The sequence below is a fragment of the Pseudoalteromonas sp. PS1M3 genome (assembly GCF_016865405.1).
Taxonomy (GTDB): domain Bacteria; phylum Pseudomonadota; class Gammaproteobacteria; order Enterobacterales; family Alteromonadaceae; genus Pseudoalteromonas; species Pseudoalteromonas marina.
In genome coordinates, this window is record NZ_AP022624.1 from 3545873 (window position 1) to 3569460 (window position 23588).

Genomic DNA, 23588 nt, shown 5'->3' on the forward strand with positions numbered 1-23588 from the left:
CTCCTAATTACATGCTTTTGGCTTTTTCTTGAGCTTCTTCGATAGAGCCAACCATGTAGAACGCTTGCTCTGGAAGGTCATCAAACTCACCGTTTAAAATGCCTTTGAAGCCAGCAATTGTGTCTTTAAGTGAAACGTATTTACCTGACGCACCTGTAAATACCTCTGCCACGAAGAACGGCTGAGATAGGAAACGTTGGATTTTACGTGCACGAGATACAAGTTGCTTATCTTCGTCAGAAAGCTCGTCCATACCTAGGATTGCGATGATGTCTTTAAGTTCTTTGTAACGCTGAAGAACTGTTTGAACGCCACGCGCTGTATCGTAGTGCTCTTGACCAATTACTAATGGGTCAAGTTGACGTGAAGATGAATCAAGTGGATCTACCGCTGGGTAAATACCAAGTGATGCGATATCACGTGAAAGTACTACTGTTGCATCTAAGTGAGCAAACGTTGTTGCTGGAGATGGATCCGTTAAATCATCCGCAGGTACGTATACCGCTTGGATTGATGTGATTGAACCCGTCTTAGTAGATGCGATACGCTCTTGAAGTACACCCATTTCTTCAGCTAGTGTAGGCTGGTAACCTACCGCTGATGGCATACGACCAAGTAGTGCTGATACTTCTGTACCCGCAAGTGTGTAACGGTAGATGTTATCTACGAAGAAAAGTACGTCGCGACCTTCGTCACGGAACTTTTCAGCCATAGTAAGACCTGTTAACGCTACGCGTAAACGGTTACCTGGCGGCTCGTTCATCTGACCGTATACAAGCGATACTTTATCAAGTACGTTTGAATCGTTCATTTCATGGTAGAAATCGTTACCCTCACGAGTACGCTCACCAACACCTGCGAATACTGAGTAGCCGCTGTGCTCGATTGCGATGTTACGGATAAGTTCCATCATGTTTACGGTTTTACCAACACCGGCACCACCGAATAAACCAACTTTACCACCTTTAGCAAACGGACATACAAGGTCGATTACCTTGATACCTGTTTCTAAAAGTTCTACTGAACTTGATTGCTCTTCGTATGAAGGCGCTGCACGGTGAATAGACATACGGTCTTCTTCGCCGATTGGGCCAGCTTCATCGATTGGCTCACCAAGTACGTTCATGATACGACCAAGTGTTGCTTTACCAACTGGAACTTGAATCGCTTCACCTGTGTTTGATACTGCTGCACCACGACGTAAACCGTCTGTAGTACCTAGTGCGATAGTACGTACCACACCGCCACCTAGCTGCTGTTGAACTTCTAGAGTCAAACCAGCTAAATCGCCATCTGTTACTTTTAGCGCGTCATATACGGCTGGCACGTTGTCTTGTGAAAATTCAATATCCACAACGGCACCGATAATTTGGACGACCTTACCTAAACTCATGTCTATTCCTCTCGTTAATCTTTGCCTGAAGCATTAAACTGCGGCTGAACCAGAAACAATCTCACTAATTTCTTGTGTGATTGCCGCTTGGCGGGCCTTGTTGTAAACAAGCTGTAACTCATCCATAAGGTCGCCAGCGTTATCAGTTGCGGCTTTCATCGCAACCATACGGGCAGCCTGTTCAGAGGCAGCGTTCTCAACCACACCTTGGTATACCTGAGACTCTACAAAGCGAACTAACAAAGACTCTAAAATAGCGTCTGGGCTTGGTTCGTATAAGTAGTCCCATGTGTGGGCAGATACTTCTTCTTCAGCTTTTGGCAAAGGGAGTAACTGATCTATTGTTGGCTCTTGCTTCATGGTATTAACGAAGTTGTTATATACCAGGAATAAACGGTCAATTTTACCTTCAGAGAATGCATCAAGCATTACTTTTACAGGACCAATAACGTCTTGTACTGAAGGTTTATCTCCTAGGCCTGCTTTTTTAGCAAGCACTTGACCACCAAAGCGTTGAAAGAAACCAGCAGCTTTGCTGCCTAAAGTTGCAAACTCTGCGTCTACACCTTTTTCTTTCCATGCTTTTATGTCTAATGCAACTTTCTTAAACTCATTTGAGTTTAGGCCGCCACATAGACCACGGTCAGTAGAGATAACAATATAACCAACTCGTTTTACTTCACGTTCTTCTAAGAACGGGTGAGTAAAATCAAGATTTGCTTGAGCAACACGACCAATCACTTTGCGTAATTTGTCAGCGTATGGACGGCTTGAAGCCACTCGTTCTTGCGCCTTTTTCATTTTAGACGCAGCAACCATTTCCATTGCGCTAGTGATCTTTTGAGTATTTTTAATACTCCCGATCTTGCTTTTAATCTCTTTTCCGCTGGCCATGACTCTCTCTCCGAATCAAGGTGTGCTTTAGTAAACTAAAGCGCACCATTAATAACTAAATTACCAAGTTTGCGTAGACTTGAACTTCTCTAGAAGTTCTTTAAGTTGCGCTTCGATCTCGGCGTTGTAGTTACCAGTTTCATTGATTTGAGCCACAAGCTCTGCGTATGTGCTACTTGCGTAAGAAAGTAAAGCTGCTTCGAAATCCATGATTTTAGCGATTTCGATATCTTTAAGATAACCTTTCTCAGCTGCAAATAACGACAAAGACATTTCAGCAACAGACATTGGCGCGTACTGTTTCTGCTTCATTAGCTCTGTTACACGCTCACCATGCTCAAGTTGAGCACGTGTAGCATCGTCAAGGTCAGACGCGAACTGCGAGAACGCAGCTAATTCACGGTACTGAGCTAGGGCTAGACGGATACCGCCACCTAGTTTCTTAACGATTTTAGTTTGTGCAGCACCACCAACACGCGATACCGAGATACCAGCATTTACTGCCGGACGGATACCTGAGTTGAATAAGTCAGTTTCTAAGAAGATCTGACCATCGGTGATAGAGATAACGTTAGTCGGTACGAACGCAGAAACGTCGCCGCCTTGAGTTTCAATGATTGGCAATGCCGTCAATGAACCAGTTTGTCCTTTCACTTCACCGTTAGTGAACTTTTCAACGTAATCAGCGTTTACACGCGATGCACGCTCTAAAAGACGCGAGTGAAGGTAGAATACGTCACCTGGGTATGCTTCACGACCTGGTGGACGCTTAAGTAGCAATGAGATTTGACGGTAAGCAACAGCTTGCTTAGATAAATCATCATATACGATTAATGCGTTTTCACCACGGTCACGGAAGTATTCACCCATAGTACAGCCCGAGAACGGTGCTAAGTACTGAAGTGCCGCAGACTCAGAAGCAGATGCTACAACTACGATAGTATTTGCAAGTGCACCGTGCTCTTCTAATTTACGTACTACGTTAGCAATAGTAGATGCTTTTTGACCAACCGCTACGTACACACACTTAACGCCTGTGTCTTTTTGGTTGATGATCGCATCGATTGCTAGTGCAGTTTTACCTGTTTGGCGGTCACCGATTACAAGCTCACGCTGACCACGACCAACTGGAATCATCGCATCAATAGATTTGTAACCAGTTTGTACTGGCTCATCTACAGATTGACGCTCGATTACACCTGGTGCAATTTTTTCTACAGGTTCAAACCCGTCGTTGTCTAAAGCGCCTTTACCATCGATAGGAGCACCTAGCGTGTTTACAACACGACCAAGTAAGCCAGCACCAACAGGAACTTCTAAGATACGACCAGTTGTGTATACTTTTACGCCTTCAGTAAGGTCAGCGTATGGACCCATTACTACTGCACCAATTGAGTCGCGCTCAAGGTTTAGTGCGATAGCATAACGGTTGCCAGGAAGCTCAATCATCTCACCTTGCATACAGTCAGCTAGACCGTGGATGCGGATGATACCGTCAGTAACAGATACAATTGTACCTTCGTTACGAGCTTCACTTACAACTTCGAACTTCTCAATACGTTGTTTGATTAGTTCTGAAATTTCAGTGGAATTAAGTTGCATGCTCTTTTTCCCAATTACGATTGTAGTGTTGTGGCTAAGCGGTTTAATTTTCCGCGTACAGAGCCGTCGATTACAGTGTCGCCTGCCTTAATAATAAGGCCGCCAACTACTGACGCGTCTTCACTACAATTCAGCTTAACTTTGCGTGCGAAACGTTTTTCAAGTGTCGCTACCAATGACTCTTGCTGCGCTGCAGTAAGAGGGGTTGCCGAAATCACGTCTACATCGATTTCTTTGTCATACTCTGCTTTAAACGCAGCGAATAACTGTGCAACCTCAGGCAGTGCAATCAAACGTCCATTTTCAGCCATCACCTTCACTAGGTTCTGACCTTGTTCGTTGAGCTGCTCTGCGCATAAGTTAATAAATAACTCAGCTTGTGCAGAAGCAGTAGGCAATCCAGCTAAAATGGCTGATGCTTGCTCGTCGCTGGCAACGTGGCCAGCGAAAAACAACATGTCATTCCAGCTTTCAATAGCGCCTTTTTCAACGGCAAGTTCAAAAGCCGCTTTAGCGTATGGGCGAGCGATAGTAGTCAATTCAGACATGCTCATACCCTCCTAATTACAGCTCAGCGACAAGTTTTTCAACGATGTCACTATGTGCGGCTTGATTGATTTCACGCTCTAAAATTCTCTCTGCGCCAACCACAGCCAGTGTTGCTACTTGCTTACGTAGCTCTTCTGTCACACGGTTACGCTCTGATTCAATTTCAGAGTGCCCTTGAGCAATAATTTTTTCACGCTCTTCTTGTCCACGAACTGTTTCTTCGTCAACAATTAGCACGGCACGCTTTTTAGCTTGATCAATGATATCAGCCGCTTGAGCTTTTGCATCTTTAAGCTGTTCTGCAGCTTTTTGTTGCGCAAGTTCTAAGTCTTTTTCGGCTCTATCAGAGGCAGCTAAACCATCTTCGATTTTCTTCTGGCGAGCTTCAATTGCACCGTTTAGTGGTGGCCATACGAACTTCATACAAAAAAGTACGAACACCGTAAACGCAATTAATTCACCGATAAGAGTGGCGTTTAAGTTCACAACCGCTCCTCCTTAAATAGTAAGCTGTTCAAAAAATAAAATTAAAGTACGAACAACAATACCATCGCGATACCAACACCAATCATTGCTACAGCATCGATTAGACCAGCAAGGATAAACATTTTAACTTGTAGCGATGGTGCTAGCTCAGGTTGACGCGCACATGCTTCAAGGAATTTACCGCCCATGTTACCAAAACCAACAGCAGTACCGATTGCACCAAAACCAATTAGTAGTGCAACTGCGATGTATTTTAAGCCTGTTACTAGTTCTAAAGCTTCCATTTATTTCTCCAAAGTTTCAATTGTATTAAAAGTAAAAGTAAAATTGTAAATTAGTGATTATCTGAACTTGCCATGCTTAGGTATACGATTGTTAGCATCATGAATACGAATGCTTGCAATACGATTACTAAGATATGGAATACAGCCCAAACAAAGTGCAACGGTAGTTGCATTAAGCCAATCGCACCTATAAGGATGAAGATTAGTTCACCTGCATATAAGTTACCGAACAAACGCAGCGCCAGTGAAAACGGCTTAGAAACCAATGCGATAAGCTCTAGTAATAGATTGAATGGGATTAAAAGAATCTGCATAGCTGTATTGTTTGAACTAAACGGGTGAAGTGTTAGCTCTTTAATAAAACCGCCGATACCTTTAATTTTAATTGAGTAACCAATCATTAATATAAACACACCTAGCGCCAGCGCTGCAGTTAAGTTTATATCTGTTGTTGGTACAATTTTCATGTATACGTCGTGTGAGTCCATGCCAAAGGCTTGCTCACCTACTAAACCAGCAAATGCAGGTAAGAAGTCAACTGGGATTAAATCCATTAAGTTCATTAAGAATATCCAAACGAATATCGTTAATGCTAATGGTGCAATCAGCTTGCTTTTACCATGAAAAGTATCACGTACGTTGTCGCCAACGAACTCAACTATCATTTCAATGAAACACTGAAATTTACCTGGTACGCCCAATGTTGATTTTTTAGCGGCACTACGGAAGATCCATAAAAAGATAAGACCTAGTCCGATTGACCATGCGAGGGTATCTACATGCCATGTCCAAAAACCACTGTCCGTACATGCTTTATTGAAGGCTAGACCGGCGTCGGTCGAGCACATCTTAGCATTGGTTAAGTGGTGCTGGATATGGCTAGATAGAGTAACTTCTTCTGCAGCCATGTTATATCCCAAAAGTTAATGTTTAAAAAAAACGGGTGCAAACAATCCAGTGAATAAAGCCAGTACATAGATACTAAAAAAGGGCAGCAAAACTACCGGAAAATGCTTTAGTACTAGCGCAAACAATATGATTGTCAGCATAAACTTTAGTGCGTTACCGCGTTTTAACGCGTTATACGCTTGTTCTGCACGACTCGCCCCCATAAATCGGAATGCGTAAAGTGCAAAAACACAGTGAGGAAGTATCGCAACTGCACCACCAGCTAACGCTGACAGACTGGCTTCAACTCCCAAACCAATAAAAATAATTACGGCAGCAAATAATGCTACAACACCCTGAAGACAAATTAGTTTAAATGCGGCAAGCCTATACGGACTTGCTAACTTATTATTCACTTTTTGTTAACCTTAATGGCGTTCAAATCGTTAGGGTGTGAAAACTGGCGAAATTATACTGTATCCTGCCAGTTTTGCAACTTGAGTAGAGTGTTTGTAACACAAATTTGCTACAAATGTCTCTTTTTAGACATGTAATAGATCAATGGTGGGTATTGTCGTGATTAATACGATTCAAAATGCCGTCAAGCTCGTCTAAATTAGTATATGAAATAACCAATTTACCTTTGCCTTTTTTATTGTAGTTTATCTCTACTTTAGCACCTAGGTTTTCAGCTAATTGTTGTTCTAACTGTTTAACATCTGGGTCTTTTTGGTGTTCTTGTTTGGCGGGTGCTGGCTCTAAAATTGCACGCACTAGCTTTTCAGTTTCTCTTACTGTTAGTGCCTTTGCAACGGCGGTTCGTGCTGCGTCAGACTGCGCTTCGCCTTCAAGTGCTAGTAAACAACGCGCATGGCCCATTTCTATGTCACCATGTTCTAACAGAATTTTTACATCACTATTTAAATTATTTAAACGTAATAAGTTTGTTACGGTGGTTCTTGATTTGCCAACTGCATCAGCCACTTGCTGATGTGTTAATTCAAACTCATTTAATAAACGATTAAGCGCAACCGCTTCTTCCATTGCATTTAAATCTTCACGCTGAATATTTTCAATCAGTGCTATAGCAACGGCGGCTTCATCGGGTACATCTTTAATAATACACGGAACTGCGTCTAGTTTTGCAATTTGCGCTGCGCGCCAACGACGTTCACCGGCGATAATTTCATAGCTATTGTGGGCAATAGGGCGCACAACGATAGGTTGAATAATGCCTTGTGAGCGAATAGAGCTGGCGAGTTCTTCGAGTGCCTCTTCAGACATGTCTTTACGAGGTTGGTACTTGCCTGAATGCAAAAACTCAATAGGCAATGTTTGTAACGGGTTATCTGTAGCACTAACTGTGCTTTTGACAACCTCTGTTACGTTTTGTGTGTCTTGTTCCTTGCTGGCGCTCGGTGCAGGCTTAGACGAACTTAAAAGTGCATCGAGTCCTCGGCCTAAACCTCGTTTTTTAGCAGACATGTTATTTTTTTACCTCAAAGTTAGGCGACAACGGACGCTGTTTTTTCTTTTCTTCGCAGCATTTCACCGGCAAGTGCCAAATACGCTTTTGCGCCACTTGATGCTCTGTCGTAATACATAGCAGGTGCGCCAAAACTTGGCGCCTCAGCTAGACGAACATTTCGTGGGATCACAGTGCGATACACTTTATCACCAAAATGTTGTTTTAATTGTTCTGAAACGTCGTTTGCTAGGCGGTTACGCGGATCGTACATAGTGCGTAATATGCCTTCAATTTTTAATTCAGGATTTACTAATTTAGCCAATTGCGTAATGGTATCCATTAATGCTGTTAGGCCTTCCAGTGCATAATATTCACATTGCATTGGTACTAAAATAGAATCTGCAGCGGCCATAGCATTAACAGTTAGCATGTTTAATGAAGGCGGGCAGTCTATAAATATAAACTCGTATTGGTCCTGAATTTTTTCAAGTGCATTACGAAGACGCACTTCACGGGCAAATAATTCCATTAGTTTAACTTCGGCAGCGGTTACGTCTCCGTTTGCTGCAATCATATGGTATTCGCCAGATGTTTCTTTAATGATCACGTCTTCAATGGGCTTATCTTCAATAAGTAGGTCGTAAATAGTGGGCACGTCGCCATATTTATCTACACCACTGCCCATAGTGGCATTACCTTGCGGGTCGAGATCAATTAACAGCACTTTACGCTTCGTTGCGGCCATAGACGCAGCGAGATTAACAGCGGTCGTAGTTTTACCTACACCCCCTTTTTGATTTGCTAATGCGATGACTTTTGCCACAGTGTCTCTGATCCCTAGTCTTTAGAAAGAATAATTAAATGTCGTTGTGCATCTAACTCTGGTACTTCTAATGCAATTTTTTTCTCAAACTTTACGCCAGCGGGTAATGACTCTAACTCTTCGCTAGGGTAAACGCCTTTAAGCGCAATAAAATGGCCAGATTGATCAATTAGGTGTGAACACCAATCAACCATATCTTGTAATGATGCAAACGCACGACTGAGTACGCCATCTAATTTAACACTTGGCTGATATTCTTCAACTCTTGACTGTACCGGGGTAACATTATCAAGCCCAAGTTCATGCTTTACGTGCATTAAAAAGCGTACACGTTTACCTAAGCTGTCGAGTAACACAAATTGGGTATCAGGAAGTGCAATAGCTAATACAATACCAGGAAGCCCAGGGCCTGTACCAACATCAATATAATGATGACCGGGTAAATGAGGTGCAACAACAAGGCTATCCATAATATGCTTTACCATCATTTCTTGAGGTAAACGTACTGAGGTTAAGTTATACGCTTTGTTCCACTTATCCAATAGTTCAACGTAACGAACAAGCTGTTGCTGTTGTTTTTCTGTTAGCGCAATATCAGTTTGCGCTAACAATGTAGTTAATTGTTGTTGTAACACTAGGTGCCCTTACCGTTACGCAGATTTGCGTAATAAGCCTTGCTTCTTCAGATACACTAATAATAACGAAATAGCTGCTGGTGTGATACCAGAAATACGCGAAGCCTGACCAATAGTGTCTGGACGAGACTCTTCTAGTTTTGCCACTACCTCGTTTGATAAACCTGATACGGTTTTATAATCAAACTCTTTTGGTAAGATTGTTTCTTCATGGCGAAGCTGTTTATTGATCTCATCCTGCTGACGCGCAATGTAACCTGCGTATTTTGTATGGATCTCAACCTGCTCTAAAGCCGCTTTATTTGTAAATTCAGATCCTAAGCCTTCAATAGCCATTAGATCATCATAACGGATCTCTGGACGGCGTAGTAATTCTTCTAAACTTGCTTCACGCGTTAATGGAGCTTTTAATAAAGCGTTTACTTGATCAACAACTGTATGATCTTTGTGAATCCACGTGTCTTTTATACGTTGTTTTTCTTTTTCAATAATTTCCATTTTTTCGTTAAATGCCTGCCAGCGCTCATCGTTAACTAAACCTAGCTCACGGCCTTTTTCAGTTAGACGAATATCGGCATTATCTTCACGCAACAATAAACGGTATTCAGCACGGCTGGTAAACATACGGTAAGGTTCTTTTGTACCAAGCGTTGCTAAGTCGTCAATTAATACACCAACGTATGCTTCGTCACGACGTGGCGTCCACGAATCTTTACCTTGCACTTTAAGTGCCGCGTTCATACCAGCAATTAAGCCCTGGGCTCCTGCTTCTTCGTAACCAGTAGTTCCGTTTATTTGGCCTGCAAAGAATAAGCCTTCAATAAATTTAGTTTCTAGTGATTGTTTTAAATCACGTGGATCAAAGTAATCGTATTCAATAGCATAACCTGGTCGACAAATATGTGCATTTTCAAAACCGGTGATCGATTGCACTATTTCTAATTGCACATCAAACGGTAGACTTGTCGAAATACCATTAGGGTAAAGCTCGTAAGATGTTAAACCCTCTGGCTCTACAAATATTTGGTGTTTATCTTTATCTGCAAAGCGAACAATTTTATCTTCAATAGATGGGCAGTAACGTGGACCAATGCCTTCAATAACACCTGAGTACATAGGTGAACGATGCAAGTTTTTGCGTATAACATCATGTGTTTTTTCATTTGTGTAAGTGATGTAACACGGTATTTGTTGCGGGTGGTCACTTTGTTTACCTAAAAATGAAAATACAGGTGTAGGTGCATCGCCAGGTTGCTCCTGCATTTTGCTAAAATCAACCGTACGCGCATCAATACGTGGTGGAGTACCTGTTTTTAAACGATCTACTCTAAAAGGCTGTTCACGTAATCGTTGTGCTAAAGCTATTGATGGTGGATCACCTGCACGTCCGCCTTTGTAATTTTCTAAACCAATATGTATTTGGCCACCTAAAAATGTACCTACGGTAAGTACTACACTAGGTGCACTAAAACGTAACCCCATTTGAGTTACTACGCCGGTTACTCGATCGTTTTCAACAATAAGATCATCACACGACTGCTGAAATATTTTTAAGTTTTCTTGATTTTGTAATGTGGTTTGAATAGCCGCTTTATACAAAGCGCGATCAGCTTGTGCACGGGTTGCACGAACCGCAGGTCCCTTTGAAGAATTTAAAGTACGAAATTGGATCCCGCCTTTATCAATAGCTTGTGCCATTGCACCGCCAAGCGCGTCGATTTCTTTTACCAAATGACCTTTGCCTATCCCACCAATTGCTGGGTTACAAGACATTTGACCAAGGGTATCCATATTGTGAGTTAGTAGCAGGGTATTCATCCCCATACGGGCAGCTGCCAATGCGGCTTCAGTGCCTGCATGTCCACCACCTACTACGATAACGTCAAAATTTTCATGAAAAATCATTAATGGGATCCTACTTAAATCAAACCGGTAAACTTCAAAAGGGAGCGTATTCTACCTAGAAATGAGCAGAAGATAAATGATTAAACTGTGCTCAGATCTAAGTAAGTGATCTCTAATAATATAAAGGATCTTTTAAAGAGATCTTTTAATACTATTACTACTACTGATCGGGTTTTCTGTTGATAAGCTTTAGATCTTGTTTAAAAACATTAAATTAGATCAGATCTAAAGGTGTTAATATGATCGGATCATCCCACAAATAAGCACTGATCAAAAAGCTACTTTATGCACAGGGGGCGATTAGTTAGATCTTATCCCATGGATAAGCATGCTTTAAAATGCAGTTTATTCAAACTTTATCCACATTATTAATTAAATTATTAGTAAATTGTGAGTAACTTTTATATGAGATTTTACTTGATCTCTTTATTTTAAACCTGTTTGGGTAACCCAAGTGTCTAACCAAGCGAGGGCTGTGTCTTCAGGGAGTGACTCGTCTAATATATTTAATTCTAAGCGTTCAGCCACTTTTATAGCGCCTTTTTTGCTTAGTAGTGCTTCTATATTGCGCCCTGCTAAGTTATATGTGTCGTAGCTGGTATCACCTAATGCAATAACCGAAAACTTTAAATGCTTTAAATCAGTTGATTGCGCTACTTGTTCTACAAAGCTTAAAAGATTATCGGGATAATCACCTGCGCCATAAGTAGATGTACATATTAACCAGAGCGTATTGTGTTGATCTATTTCATTAAATTTTGGCTGATCATGGAGTTGGGTTGTAATACCTTGGTTATTTAGCTCATCGCTTAATTGCTCCGCAACATACTCGGCCGATCCCATTTGGCTGCCCACAATAATATTTACTGAACTCATGATTAGTTATGATCGCATTAGTTTTAATTGCTGCCTATGATAGCCGAGTACAAACTGCAGTAAAGGGTAGAGTGTGGGTTTGGATAACTATTTTTAGGCTAATTTTTAGATCATTGTTTAAAGTTTTTTTAAGTTGTTGATTTATATAGATGTAAAATAATACCTTCAAATGCAACCTTCTGATCAAACTGTTAATAAGATTGGGGGAAGTTCTGTTTAACTTTATGTTCTATGTAACTAAAATTTTGTAAGTTATTGATTTTAAGCTTTTGTAAGTCCAATTATGATGAATGTTTAATATAGAAGTAATGTTGATCATTGTGTGGATATAAAGGGTGTTGATAACCGATTATTTAGATCGAAAATAATTTTAAATAACGATCAATTAAATATGATCTTATTAAATAAATATCAAAATAGTTTTTATAACGGCCGCTTTTTACTAAAAATAGAGCTAATAACGTGTATTTCAGCTAAAAAATTTTGGATTTTTGTCCAAAAAATGGAAATTGTGGATAACTGATCTGACTAAATTTAAAGTTTTTGTGATATTCGATCATGCATTTACATGTTTGAGCTGGTGGATAGCGCGATCAATACACACTTGTGATCGCCTTATTTTTTGATATATAGCCAATTAAGGCTGCAATTTTAGCTAATAAAATATTAAAAACAGTGATTTCAGCTTGTTTTAAGGTTAATTATAGTGGCTTAACTTATTCGTATATGGGAGATATATCACCTTAAATAGGCGGTTATATCTTGTAAAGTAGGTCATTAATAAGCTTTTAAAGATACTAATTTAGTGAAAATGAGAGCCTAAAATAGCACTCAGCTTATCTAAAAAATATCCATATGTTGATATAGGAAGGCTTAATTAAGGCAGTAAAAAAGGGCGTTTTTACGCCCTTAATTTTTAATTATTTAATTGTTAGGTCTCTTATTTACCAATACAATAAGTGAAAAAACTAATAAAAACAGTAGTTTTATGTTTTAGTGGTGGGTCTGTGGTGGCCCACTTTCGCATTAGAAAATATCGTGCAAGTAAACTAAAGGAAACTATAGTTCATTAATTCTATATTGGATGAATTAATAATTTAGTTTTTCCATGTTTATAAAGAGTAATCTTTTCAGTTTTATTATCTATACTTACTTGACTTGCCAGCTTACATAATTTTGTCACTGACTTAACTTTCTTTGATTCAAGTGCATGTTGACAATGCCTTAATTCATTCAGTGAGCAAACTCTTTGAGCTTTAGATAGTATTCCGTTTTTTATAACGAGTTGCTCTTTCTCTGGAGAAATTAATTTAATAAGTTGCATTATTTTATTTATTTTTTCATGCAGATGGTTGATAGCTTCTAATTCGGAACGAACCCCAAACTTCTTCCAAACAGGTTCATGATGTGAAACTCTATTTCTAAACTCTCGAATAGTTTTAACAAGGTCTTTTGTAGAACTCAACATTCTTGATGCGCTTGATGTAGGCCATTCTCCTTTGAACACTAATCCTAAGTTAGTTGGCCATATTAAGTTAGGAGCCATAAACTCAGTATCTAAGATAAACTCCCAAGTCGAGAACTCTGTTTTAGCTATTATTTCATGATGAGTTGGCCTTGCATTCCTTATATTGTAGCGGGAACGCTTATCTCTTCTAACTTGATCTGCTGCTTTTGAAAAATTACTTACTATTGCCCTAACTGCGAATGGTTCAGTGCCGCCTGGGGTAAATGATTTATAGTGAAGGGTATTTCTCCTCCACCAAAAGCGCCCTAAATCATTTGTTAAAGCAGTATTAATTGAGTTTCTCAGAGTAACTTCTGCTGCGGTAAGTAAAGGGTACAGAGCGGAACAAACTTGGATATTCCAAAGGTAGGCTCCAACTAATTCTACATCATTAGAGTGCTGAAATATTGGTGAATAGCTATCCAATCTTTCATTAGTTATTAACTCGTCGATAAGTGTTGGTCTATAAAGTATATTTTTTGGCATTGTGTTTTCTTGTCAATATTCCATTGACGAAATCGTCAATGGAGCTTAAACTTAACTCAAGGTTGGCGTATGGATCCAATGAACTCAAGTTTACGACCGTTCGCAAAGACCTAAAGATTTCGCCCCAGCCATCGAGCTGGGGTTTTCATTTTTAATGACTAGATTAACCTAATATCAATAATACTTCATCTAAAAGCATTGAAATACTTTCAAGTTACTTGTAGCTAAAAGAAGCTTTATTATTCAGATCTGTTGCTGTCTTTTTGATAAAATCACCTAGGCTTCTGTCACTCTCTATCTTGTTACCAAGCAACCACTGATCTAGCTCTAATCTATCGAAGAAGATCTTTTTACCATTAGGTTTTGAGTAAGGAATAATACCTTCATGGGTTAGTTTATAGATATAACTTTTTGCCATGCCAGTATAAAGCGCGCATTCGTCTACAGTTAATGCGGCTTTGTTGCTTAAGTGACTTTTCAAGATCATCTCTTCAATTGTATTTCGGATATCTGGTAATTCGTCATTCTTACGTAGTGCATCACTTATATCATTTTTCATGGTCTACTCTCTAAAATCTTTGGGAAAACGGGAATGTCGGGAAAATCAAATTAATTCATAACCTTAAGTTGGGAAATAAACTTGGGAAAGTGCCTCATCTAAGGATAAATCTGCCACTATTTGCTGTGGCAGAACTTTAAAGTAGCGACCACCAGTAGGCCCACCTGCGATTACTTTCTTGAATGTTCCTCGACCTTCGCGACTTGCATATTCCGGAGCATCGTGAACAGTGATTCCGGCCCATCGTGAACACCCGTTCTGGTTTTAGCGTGAACGCTCATTCCGGTTTTATCGTGAACACTTTTGACTGATTTTCCGGAATCGGTGTTCACACCAAACCAGTACAATTTCAACGCATTGATTATTAATTACTTTGTTAAGCTATTTCCTTTTTGTATTACTGAGGAAGGGATATGGCGACTAAGAGGATCACAATGCGTAAAATTCGAGAAGTGTTGAGGCTACATTTTGCTGCCCAACTCAGTGTCAGAAAAATAAGTGCCAGCACTAAGATCAGTGTCGGTGGTATTCAAAAACTACTCACTAAAGCCAGAGCTTTATCGTTAAGTTGGCCACTGCCCGACGAGCTTGATGATTCTGTGCTTGCTAGTCAGTTCTATCCTCGCGCCGACACTCGGCCATCCCAGCGATTTGAAGTGCCAGATTGGCCAGCCATTCGAAAAGAATTAACGGGCAAAGGCGTCACCAAGAACTTACTCTGGGAAGAATATACTCAGCAATATCCGAATCGTTGTTACAGCTATTCTCAGTTCTGCGATCGCTATATGACCTGGCTTAAAAAGCAAAAACGTTCGATGCGACAAGTGCATAAAGCAGGAGAAAAACTCTTTGTCGATTATGCGGGTCAAACGATGCCCATTGTTTGTAATGCGACGGGTGAAGTGAAGTTCGCCCAGATATTCGTGGCGGTGATGGGCGCATCAAATTATACATTTTGTGAAGCAACCTGGAGCCAAAGTCTACCCGACTGGATCGGCAGTCACGTGCGAGCATTTGAATTTATCGGCGGTATACCTGACATGGTTATCCCCGATAATTTACGCAGTGGTGTCAGTAAAGCGTGTCGCTACGACCCTGATGTTAACCCGAGTTATCAGCAATTGGCCGCGCATTATGGCACCGTGATTGTGCCTGCTCGTCCCAGAAAACCACAAGATAAAGCCAAGGCCGAAGTGGGCGTGCAAATCATTGAACGCTGGATACTCGCCAAGTTACGACACCAAACCTTTTTCTCATTAGCTGAGCTAAACCATTGCATCAAAGCCTTACTGCTTGAGGTCAATAATAAGCCCTTTAAGCAACTGAGTGGGACACGACAATCATGGTTCGAGTCAATCGACAAACCCGCCCTCGCGCCTATGCCCAAACTAGCTTATCAATTCACGGATATTAAACACGTCAAAGTGAATATTGATTATCACGTTCAGTATGATAACCATCTTTACTCGGTACCCCATCACTTGGTGGGTGAAAAGCTTGAACTTCATGCCAAAGACAACTTGATTGAGGCTTATTTCAAGCATAAACGCATCACCAGTCACCCGAGAAAATATCATCCGGGCATGACCACCACATCCGAGCACATGCCTGTAAAGCATGAGAAGCATCATAAATGGTCACCAGGGCGTTTAATGAATTGGGCGAAAGATATTGGAGATGACGTTTTGCTCTGGGTGAAAGCACAATTGGCACAGAAACAACATGAAGAACAAGCGTATCGTGTGTGCTTAGGCTTACTCAACCTATCAAGAAGCTATCCCGCCGATCGGCTCAATAACGCCTGTGCGATAGCCAATCAATACAGTTTATATCGGTTAAAACATATCAAAGACATACTCAGTAGCAACCAAGATAAATTGCCGCGAACGCAAGAAGAGCCGTCGACGTTATTGCCACAATCCCATGAAAATATCCGTGGTCCTAAAAGCTTCCATTAAGGTAAGGAAATTCTATGTTAGAACAAACGATAACTCAGCTTCGTCAACTCAAACTCAGTGGTATGGCCAACGCCTTAGTGAGCCAAATGGAACAACCAAGTACTTATGAAGGGTTGTCCTTCGATGAGCGACTACAACTGCTAGCAGACAGTGAAGCCCAAGACCGAGAGAGCCGAAAACAACAACGCTTACTTAAAGCGGCAAAACTTAAATTAGCCGCTAACGCCAGAGACATAGATTATCATCACCCGCGAGGTCTCAATCAATCGATGATGGCATCGCTACTGCAATGTGATTGGCTGAATAAATCACAAAACTTACTGATCACAGGCCCTTGCGGTAGCGGTAAAACCTATATCACTTGTGCGCTTGCGCATACAGGATGCATGAAAGGCTACAGCGTTAAATATTACCGACTCTCAAGGTTGATGCTTGCGCTGACACAAGCCAAAGCAGATGGCACTTACAGTCGAATGTTACAGTCACTCGCTAAGATCGACTTACTCGTTTTAGATGATTGGGGGCTTGAGCCACTTAAAGCGGCACAACGAAATGACTTAATGGAGATCATGGATGATAGGCACGGCAGTTCATCAACCGCCATCATCAGTCAATTACCCACCGAAGAATGGCATCAATCCATCGGCGATAATACCTTAGCCGATGCCATTTTAGATCGACTAATGCACAATGCTCATCGGATAAAATTAAAGGGGGAGTCTATGAGAAAAATTCAATCTAAAATTGACCATCGTGAACACTTAGGTTAAAAATGTCATGAACCCAATGCGTGGAATTTAAGTGTTCACGATAAAACCGGAATCGGTGTTCACCATCACCGGAATACGCACGACTTTCCAACCAATGATTTTTACACATCAATTTAACCGTATGAGAAATATCATTTTTATAACTAACCTTTAATCCTTCCATAAATGCATCACGAGTAATGAACCAAGCAAGTTGACCATCTTTTTCTATTGCGTAGCCGTAGTTGTCACTCAAAAACTTACCTTCAGGTAATAGTTTTCGTCGCCAATGTTTTAATGCATAGGGTAATTGTTTTATCAACTTGTCATCTTCGGAGTCACTAGAAGAGCCACGTATTTCGAGCCAAGCATCAAATGCTTCTTTTGCGCTTTTTTCAGCAAGGCCTTTAGGCCAAGGCATAAGCCCTGCTGAAGTTGCTAATTCACCACTCACACCATGTAACGCAAATCTTTTTGCTGCTTCAATAACCTGATTGCCATTATTTTCTTTTGTTATGTCCCAATGGGTTAACATCGCTTTGATATTGCGATTTAAAAGAGTCGGGAGATCGTCAATAGTGCTTAAGTATTCAACCCATTTTGGCATAACAGTGCCGTGATTTTCGTTAACGGCTTTCCAAATAGATTCAGAAAAGTCATTCATGTTGTTATGACCATAAAGATCGTCATAGGCACCATGCTGCCTTTGGGCTGGCACTTCTAAGAAGCGGATTTCTTGACCTGCTTTTACGCCTTTGTGTATTGATGAAAGCTTTTCTTCTAGCCCCATTTCACCGGTACTTAAAAAAATAAGTCGCCACTTTTTTCGATGGCTTTGGGAGCCATCTTTATTACTGCGTGATTTTGACATTCCATTAGCTATTGTATAAATGGATTGGTCTACCACCTCAGGGTCAACCTGATGCAGTTCATCTAAGCAAAGCAGTAAGTTATTGTGTTCCACCGCTATTGCTTCTAACCCATTAGCGGTGCTTCTCCATGCATAATAGAAGTCAGTACCTGAGTACAAGCTTGCAGCCATGATTAAGATCGTTGTTTTAGATACTTTGGACTTACCAAACAGGTGAACACCACAACTGGGCCAATTTAACCAGTGAAGTAGAGGGGCACATAAGCCAGTGCAAACAGTAAATGCAAGTAATGGGTTATTTATACAAAGACTACCAACCTCTTTTTGCCAACTAGATAAGGTACCTGCGGAACTTAAAAAATCAGCTTCTTTTCCGCCTGAGTAAATAACTTGCTCTGCTCCATTACTTACGCACCAACTGGGTGTAACAAAGCTATTATTAAGCCAGCCTGTTTTAGTCGAGCTTTTATATCGTTTTTCTGGTCTTGCTTGAATCAGGTAAGAAGTTATTGGATCCCAAATACCTTTACGGCTTGATAGTGCAAGCCCTGTATCCACAAGCAATTCTTTTAAAACCTTACCTTGATCATTAATTATGTGGCGACGTGGTATCAGCTTACGTATGCAAATACCGTCTAAATTTTTCCACTCAACAAGCAAGCCATAGTCTCGAGTACTGTTACCTCCTCTTGAAATGCCAAGTACTTGAATTGGGCCACACAAGAACCTCGGTTCTGAGTCAGTTGTCGGAATGTAAAATAAACCTGTTTCTCTAAGCTCAAACATAATAAAGCTCCTTTACTTTGATTTCTTTTAGTTTCGTTTGGAGTTATTTGAGCAAGAAATTTCATGGGATGCTGAGAAAAACTAGGGGGAATTTCAGTGGGTTTTTCAGCCCTTTAAAAATGCGGTGTTGACATGATAGGTACTTCTTTTTTGTATAAAAATGACGTTTTTGAACGAAAAAAATTAGGCATGCCTAATTTTTTGCTAGGAATGATTAGGTATCAGTAGAATTTATTGAGGGCTTTTCGATTTAAATAGAATAGAACAGCAAAATATCACTATTGCTAGAATTAAAGCACAGCCTGTTAGTAAAGGAGCCATATCTATATTTTCCTTTCTTTAATTGCTTTAAATAGATCACGTTTTAGTTTGTCGTAGTGACGAGTAGCTCGAATAGCCAGCACCATTAATACCCACATTTGAAACCATTCATAGTCAGCCATAAGAACACCTTAATGTCTTGTATTACCCAAGTAGATATTACCTTCCCAATTGCAAAGCTCTAAAATCCAGTTACTAATTTTCAAGCGTTTAGTTGGGTTAAGGCCTGTGAAAGGAAAGAAAATCTGAGCGCTACGCTTTTTGAACGTTGAGAAGGGTTCCAATCGAATATCCCAAATATCGTCATGTTCGTTCATTACATCAAATACAAACGCTTTTTGTGTGGTTAAAGCTATGAACATTTCTTCTTCTGTTTCATTGCGAAGATTAACCTCTAAACCTAATGGTTCACACTCGGCCTCGATACCAGCTAAGCGAATCTTCAGTTCATCATATACAGGCTTAAAGGGCTGTAGTGGTCAACTAATTTTGGCCACAGTTTTAGAATCTTGATATCTAACCTCAGATTCATTCGGCGCTAAACCAGCATTATAATGATGTGGTCTAACATTATTGTAATATCCGTTGATATAATCACTCACACTATATTTAGCATCTTTAAAGTTTTCGTATCCAACCTTTGGCATCCACTCCGTTTTAAAGCTTCTAAAAAATCGCTCCATTGGCGCATTATCCCAACAATTTCCGCGCCTGCTCATACTTTGTGTAATTTTATAGCGCCATAAACGTTGACGATATTTTAAACTTGTATAATGACTACCTTGGTCTGAATGAAACATCAGTCCTGTCGGTTTTCCTCTACTTTCATACGCGAGTTCAAGTGCTTTTAGCGTTAAATTAGTATCTGGCGACAACGACATGGCCCAACCAACGACTTTACGTGCAAATAAATCAATAACAACGGCTAAATAAGCCCAGCGATTACCTACCCAAATATACGTCACATCACCGCACCACACGGTATCTGGCTCAACAACATCAAACTGCCTATCTAGCAAATTTGGGATTTCAAGATGCTCATTACTACCCCTTTTATATTGATGTTGTGGTACTTGGCAGCTCTCTAGTTTTAGTTTAATCATGAGCTTAGCGGCGCGATAACGGCTTAATTCAAAACCGTTATTCGTTGCAATTGCTGCGATTGTCCGTGCCCCAGCTGAGCCACCGCTCATTGCATGTATTGCTTTAACTTCAGCCTCTAGCCTTACTTGCTCTGGCGTCGGCGTTGTATCCCGTATGACCCAGTACTTATAGCTGCTGCGATGCACATTGAATACACTACATAGCACACTAATTGGATAACGCTCTCGTTGATTTAACTTCTCGATTAACGAGAATTGTTCAGGGAGTCGGACATCAAGAGAGCGGTAGCCTTTTTTAATATATCCTTTTCTAATTCAATGCGTTGGATTTGCTTTTTAAGTTCGCGGATTTCAATTTGTTCGGGCGTCATTGGTGAAGCAGATGGTGTCTGGCCATTCCGCTCTTGCTTTAATTGAGTAACCCACTTACTGACGGTTGATTTACCCACCCCCATCGCTTTGGCTGCTTCTTCTTGAGTATAACTTTGGTCAACTACAAGCTGAGCTGTTTCTAACTTGATTGCCGCAGAATACGTTGCGCGTTTTAATTTCGTCATTTTTTCACCCAAATTTGTATGCTTATTAGCATAACATTTCTTTCTTAATGGGTGGCCAAATTAACTATGCCACTACAGGCCAAAGCTCTTTATTTGTCATCATTTCCCCTTTCAAAATTAGGCATGCCTAATTTATAGATAAGTATCGTAGAGCTCGCCACGCGCTTTAACGTCTTCAGCTTCTGCGCGAGTCATTTCTTCACCATCAGCGATAATATTACCCATACCATCATCTAATTCATCTAGCTGGTTATTTTCTTCAGAAACTGATAGCAAAACATCAACAACACCTAGTGCCACCAACCCTGTTACTTTTAACGCTTTTTTCCACATAGGAGGCTCCTAAAATTAGGCATGCCTAATTTGGTCGATAATTGAACTTGCTTTTAGTTAAGTTTAATGGGGGAAGTAAATCAATAGGATATGTCTTACGCTGAAAAGAGGAATAATAGAATATTAATAATAATCAGGTAGTTGAATTTGATAAGAGATGTTTTCGAAGAAAAAATAATAAAAAATTTTTTTTGTTGAGATTGGTTTGTACCACATGTTGTGGCTACTGTGTTAATTTGAGATTATAAATTCTATGGTTAAAGTACATGATGGATAAATAAGGGAATATAGTGAGAAGCTTTAGCAATTCGAAAATTTGGTGTCATTTAACGTTAGATGATAAAGAAAAGCACACTAATAAGGAAATTAGAGAAAGTGAACCCAAAAAAATAAATAACTTTCAGGACTTGGTTAAAGCCGTGGCTAAAATAGCTAACCATAATCCAGACTATAGTTTATTTTTCAGAGGACAAGCAAAAGATTATAAGCTTAAGTCTGAAGCAAGCTCATTTTATCCAACCATTTTTAGAAGTCCAGGAAGGTCTTTATTAGCTAAGGAGTTGAAAAGTAGGTATGAAAGGCTAGCAATTTGCTCTAACAAACTGCTAGATAAGTTGGAAGAATTAGACGTAGATAATATTGATAAGTTAAAAAAATTTCCAGAGTTACTATGGTCGATTCTTCAACACTATGAGGTTTGTGGTACACCTCTTTTAGATTTTACTCACTCGCTCCGTGTAGCTGCTTCATTCGCATTAAATAATGCTGATGATAAAGCATATATTTTTGTCTTTGCATTCCCTTATCCAAATGGAACCATAACTTATTCTACAGAAGAAGAGTTACTAAATGTTAGGTTACTTAGTGCTTGCCCTGCTGACGCACTTCGCCCTCACTTTCAAGAAGGTTACTTGTTAGGTTCTTTTCCTTCTCATGTAGAAAGTAAACAAGCATCTTTCGATTTTGGGCGAAGGTTAGTTGCAAAGTTTGAAATACAAAAAGGTTCTTTTTGGAATAGAGATTTCCATGCAATCCCAGATTCAGCTTTGTATCCCGATGATGATGTAATTGGTAAGGTTTGCTCTGAAATAATACAGGAAAGTTAAAATTAGGCATGCCTAATTTTAACTGCCCAAGTACGAATAGGTTATCTTCAAACGTTCATGACCTAACTCTTGGCTAATTTGCTCACGGACTTTGGTATCGTGCTCATAATTGGTTGGCGACAGCTCTCTTCTATGCGGGCCACCGTCGGCAGGGCATTTCCAACCTGTAAGCTCTAAATAACGCTCCCTTGCGTAATGGTGACGCAATCCGTGATTTTTATTTAATCCAACTCGAATTGTTTCGCGGTCGTACTGTTCCATTTGTGACTTATAGTTCTTGTCAGGTTCGATAAGTGCGCCTTTGGTAACGGCAGCAATATCACGAATGAGCTGTCGTTGAGATTCTTTTAAGATCGGAATTTTGCGGTATTTGCCACCCTTAGCCCATGAGCCTTTTATTTGCAGAGTGTTAGCATCTATCAAAGCATAGGATAAGCTAAATTTCATACACTCCTCTTTTCTAAGCCCAAACTCTTGTTGTAAACGCAGGGAAAGCTTGATCAAGTCACTCTTGATCTTGTCATGCTTATCCATGTCTAACGTTTTTGACTTGCCAATGGGGTTGTTGCGAACTCTTGGAATGCCGTAATCATCATTGCTACGTGAACAGATATTAGGTTTACCTATTTTTACGGCAATCCAACGCAGTGCGGCCATTCTGTTTTTTATTGTTTTTGGTGCTAAACCTTCATCTTGCCAACGCGTTACAAGGTGATTAATATGTTTGGTTTTAAGGCCGGACGGGTCTTTTAATCTATAACCATGGCTAAGTAGCTGTGCTGCTGCAAGGTTTAAAACGTTGCTTCGTGTAGCTCTAGTGCTAAAGCTACTTTCACGGTGTGTGTCGTTCACCATTTGGTGAAGTCGATATCCTAATTGGCTCATTTCATGTTCCTCATAAATTTAAAAAGTAATTTTGAAAGTATTGAGAAAAACACCAAACCGAAGACCAGGGGGCGAAACGCCAAAATAGGTAAGTTTTAAAGCCATATGAACGGTGCGTAACCGAGCATATTGTCATAAGACATAAAGGCTAACTGGTCTAAAGCAACAAAGCTGAGCCGTGTGATTTCTGTTGAAATACAGCGCGAACTACTGTGGTTTATATTTGTGTTGTTTATAGTGGGGTGGTCGTGTGACCCATAATGCTGCGAATGCAGCTCTTCAGGAACGTGTTGCGGGCAGTGAAATACGCCCTTTTTCTTTATGCTCATTTCGAGCTAGTTCATAATTAAAATTATCACAGTGATCAGAGATTGCAACACCTTTTTGATGTGCTCAAATCTCCATCCCTCTTCTGGCCCTGCAATTTTTTAGGGCAGATAGGGTATCGAGGCATCATGAGCAGTGGCCTCGACGGGCGACTCTGCGAGTCGTCCCTACCTCTTTCGAGTAGGGACGACTCAATTGAAAGTAGCCTATAAATTTACTTTTATTTTATATGCAGGT

Annotated in this window: 24 protein-coding genes; 3 read left to right on the forward strand and 21 right to left on the reverse strand. The window is 40.4% G+C overall.

Annotated elements, in window-relative coordinates; genetic code table 11:
- Positions 1-7: 7 nt before the first annotated feature.
- The 15 genes from atpD to PS1M3_RS16575 all read right to left on the reverse strand — a co-directional run bounded on the left by atpD (position 8) and on the right by PS1M3_RS16575 (position 14355).
- On the reverse strand, positions 8-1393 hold the full coding sequence (atpD, locus tag PS1M3_RS16505; protein ID WP_006793949.1) for a F0F1 ATP synthase subunit beta: 1386 nt from the start codon (positions 1391-1393) through the stop codon (positions 8-10).
- Between the two features lie 33 nt (positions 1394-1426).
- On the reverse strand, positions 1427-2287 hold the full coding sequence (atpG, locus tag PS1M3_RS16510) for a F0F1 ATP synthase subunit gamma (RefSeq protein WP_008130741.1): 861 nt from the start codon (positions 2285-2287) through the stop codon (positions 1427-1429).
- A gap of 60 nt (positions 2288-2347) precedes the next feature.
- Complete coding sequence (gene atpA, locus PS1M3_RS16515; RefSeq protein ID WP_006793951.1) at positions 2348-3889, reverse strand: F0F1 ATP synthase subunit alpha; 1542 nt, start codon at positions 3887-3889, stop codon at positions 2348-2350.
- A 14-nt stretch (positions 3890-3903) separates the two neighbouring features.
- Entirely contained in the window at positions 3904-4437 is a 534-nt protein-coding gene (gene atpH, locus PS1M3_RS16520; RefSeq protein ID WP_006793952.1) for a F0F1 ATP synthase subunit delta, read from the reverse strand.
- Positions 4438-4453: 16 nt separating this feature from the next.
- On the reverse strand, positions 4454-4924 hold the full coding sequence (gene atpF / locus PS1M3_RS16525) for a F0F1 ATP synthase subunit B (protein WP_006793953.1): 471 nt from the start codon (positions 4922-4924) through the stop codon (positions 4454-4456).
- Between the two features lie 41 nt (positions 4925-4965).
- A complete protein-coding gene (gene atpE / locus PS1M3_RS16530; RefSeq protein ID WP_006793954.1) occupies positions 4966-5208 on the reverse strand; it encodes a F0F1 ATP synthase subunit C in 243 nt (80 codons plus the stop codon).
- A gap of 50 nt (positions 5209-5258) precedes the next feature.
- Positions 5259-6116: a F0F1 ATP synthase subunit A gene (gene atpB, locus PS1M3_RS16535; RefSeq protein WP_006793955.1), complete on the reverse strand. Its 858-nt coding sequence runs from the start codon at positions 6114-6116 to the stop codon at positions 5259-5261.
- A 15-nt stretch (positions 6117-6131) separates the two neighbouring features.
- A complete protein-coding gene (locus PS1M3_RS16540) occupies positions 6132-6512 on the reverse strand; it encodes an ATP synthase subunit I (RefSeq protein WP_006793956.1) in 381 nt (126 codons plus the stop codon).
- Positions 6513-6654: 142 nt separating this feature from the next.
- The gene (locus PS1M3_RS16545) at positions 6655-7581 is read right to left on the reverse strand and encodes a ParB/RepB/Spo0J family partition protein (RefSeq protein ID WP_039038497.1); all 927 of its coding nucleotides are present in this window, start codon (positions 7579-7581) and stop codon (positions 6655-6657) included.
- Positions 7582-7601: 20 nt separating this feature from the next.
- Positions 7602-8387: a ParA family protein gene (locus tag PS1M3_RS16550; protein ID WP_006793958.1), complete on the reverse strand. Its 786-nt coding sequence runs from the start codon at positions 8385-8387 to the stop codon at positions 7602-7604.
- Positions 8388-8401: 14 nt separating this feature from the next.
- Positions 8402-9022 (reverse strand): 16S rRNA (guanine(527)-N(7))-methyltransferase RsmG, encoded by a 621-nt coding sequence (rsmG, locus tag PS1M3_RS16555; protein ID WP_008130761.1) that lies wholly within the window; start codon positions 9020-9022, stop codon positions 8402-8404.
- Positions 9023-9037: 15 nt separating this feature from the next.
- The gene (gene mnmG, locus PS1M3_RS16560) at positions 9038-10927 is read right to left on the reverse strand and encodes a tRNA uridine-5-carboxymethylaminomethyl(34) synthesis enzyme MnmG (RefSeq protein WP_006793960.1); all 1890 of its coding nucleotides are present in this window, start codon (positions 10925-10927) and stop codon (positions 9038-9040) included.
- A 426-nt stretch (positions 10928-11353) separates the two neighbouring features.
- Entirely contained in the window at positions 11354-11803 is a 450-nt protein-coding gene (mioC, locus tag PS1M3_RS16565; protein ID WP_006793961.1) for an FMN-binding protein MioC, read from the reverse strand.
- 1075 nt (positions 11804-12878) lie between these two features.
- Positions 12879-13796: an Abi family protein gene (locus PS1M3_RS16570; protein WP_203985552.1), complete on the reverse strand. Its 918-nt coding sequence runs from the start codon at positions 13794-13796 to the stop codon at positions 12879-12881.
- A 214-nt stretch (positions 13797-14010) separates the two neighbouring features.
- Positions 14011-14355, reverse strand: a complete 345-nt coding sequence (locus PS1M3_RS16575) for an excisionase family DNA-binding protein (RefSeq protein WP_203985555.1) — start codon at positions 14353-14355, stop codon at positions 14011-14013.
- Between the two features lie 413 nt (positions 14356-14768).
- On the opposite strand from PS1M3_RS16575, the gene istA reads away from it, so the two are divergent.
- Complete coding sequence (istA, locus tag PS1M3_RS16580; protein WP_024600838.1) at positions 14769-16313, forward strand: IS21 family transposase; 1545 nt, start codon at positions 14769-14771, stop codon at positions 16311-16313.
- A 14-nt stretch (positions 16314-16327) separates the two neighbouring features.
- Complete coding sequence (istB, locus tag PS1M3_RS16585) at positions 16328-17083, forward strand: IS21-like element helper ATPase IstB (protein ID WP_008108839.1); 756 nt, start codon at positions 16328-16330, stop codon at positions 17081-17083.
- On the opposite strand, the gene PS1M3_RS16590 is transcribed toward istB, so the two are convergent.
- From PS1M3_RS16590 to PS1M3_RS16605, 4 genes are all read right to left on the reverse strand, one after another.
- Positions 17052-18719 (reverse strand): DUF927 domain-containing protein, encoded by a 1668-nt coding sequence (locus tag PS1M3_RS16590; RefSeq protein WP_239104468.1) that lies wholly within the window; start codon positions 18717-18719, stop codon positions 17052-17054. The genes istB and PS1M3_RS16590 overlap by 32 nt on opposite strands.
- A gap of 452 nt (positions 18720-19171) precedes the next feature.
- Positions 19172-19402: a hypothetical protein gene (locus PS1M3_RS16595; protein ID WP_239104469.1), complete on the reverse strand. Its 231-nt coding sequence runs from the start codon at positions 19400-19402 to the stop codon at positions 19172-19174.
- A gap of 117 nt (positions 19403-19519) precedes the next feature.
- Positions 19520-20700 (reverse strand): IS3 family transposase gene (locus PS1M3_RS16600; RefSeq protein ID WP_203985558.1). Its coding sequence is split into 2 segments (ribosomal slippage): positions 19520-20442 and positions 20442-20700, totalling 1182 coding nucleotides; the frame shifts between segments, so codons are not numbered across the junction.
- Between the two features lie 132 nt (positions 20701-20832).
- On the reverse strand, positions 20833-21033 hold the full coding sequence (locus tag PS1M3_RS16605; protein WP_203985561.1) for a hypothetical protein: 201 nt from the start codon (positions 21031-21033) through the stop codon (positions 20833-20835).
- Between the two features lie 290 nt (positions 21034-21323).
- Between PS1M3_RS16605 and PS1M3_RS16610 the strand changes: the two genes are divergently transcribed.
- Complete coding sequence (locus PS1M3_RS16610) at positions 21324-22139, forward strand: FRG domain-containing protein (RefSeq protein ID WP_203985565.1); 816 nt, start codon at positions 21324-21326, stop codon at positions 22137-22139.
- Between the two features lie 18 nt (positions 22140-22157).
- Here the strand turns inward: PS1M3_RS16610 and PS1M3_RS16615 are convergent, their stop codons facing one another.
- Together PS1M3_RS16615 and PS1M3_RS16620 are read right to left on the reverse strand one after the other, a co-directional pair.
- Positions 22158-23024, reverse strand: coding sequence for a phage integrase N-terminal domain-containing protein (locus tag PS1M3_RS16615; protein WP_203985568.1), 867 nt, complete (start codon positions 23022-23024; stop codon positions 22158-22160).
- Between the two features lie 95 nt (positions 23025-23119).
- Positions 23120-23353, reverse strand: a complete 234-nt coding sequence (locus PS1M3_RS16620) for a hypothetical protein (RefSeq protein ID WP_203985571.1) — start codon at positions 23351-23353, stop codon at positions 23120-23122.
- Between the last annotated feature and the right edge of the window lie 235 nt (positions 23354-23588).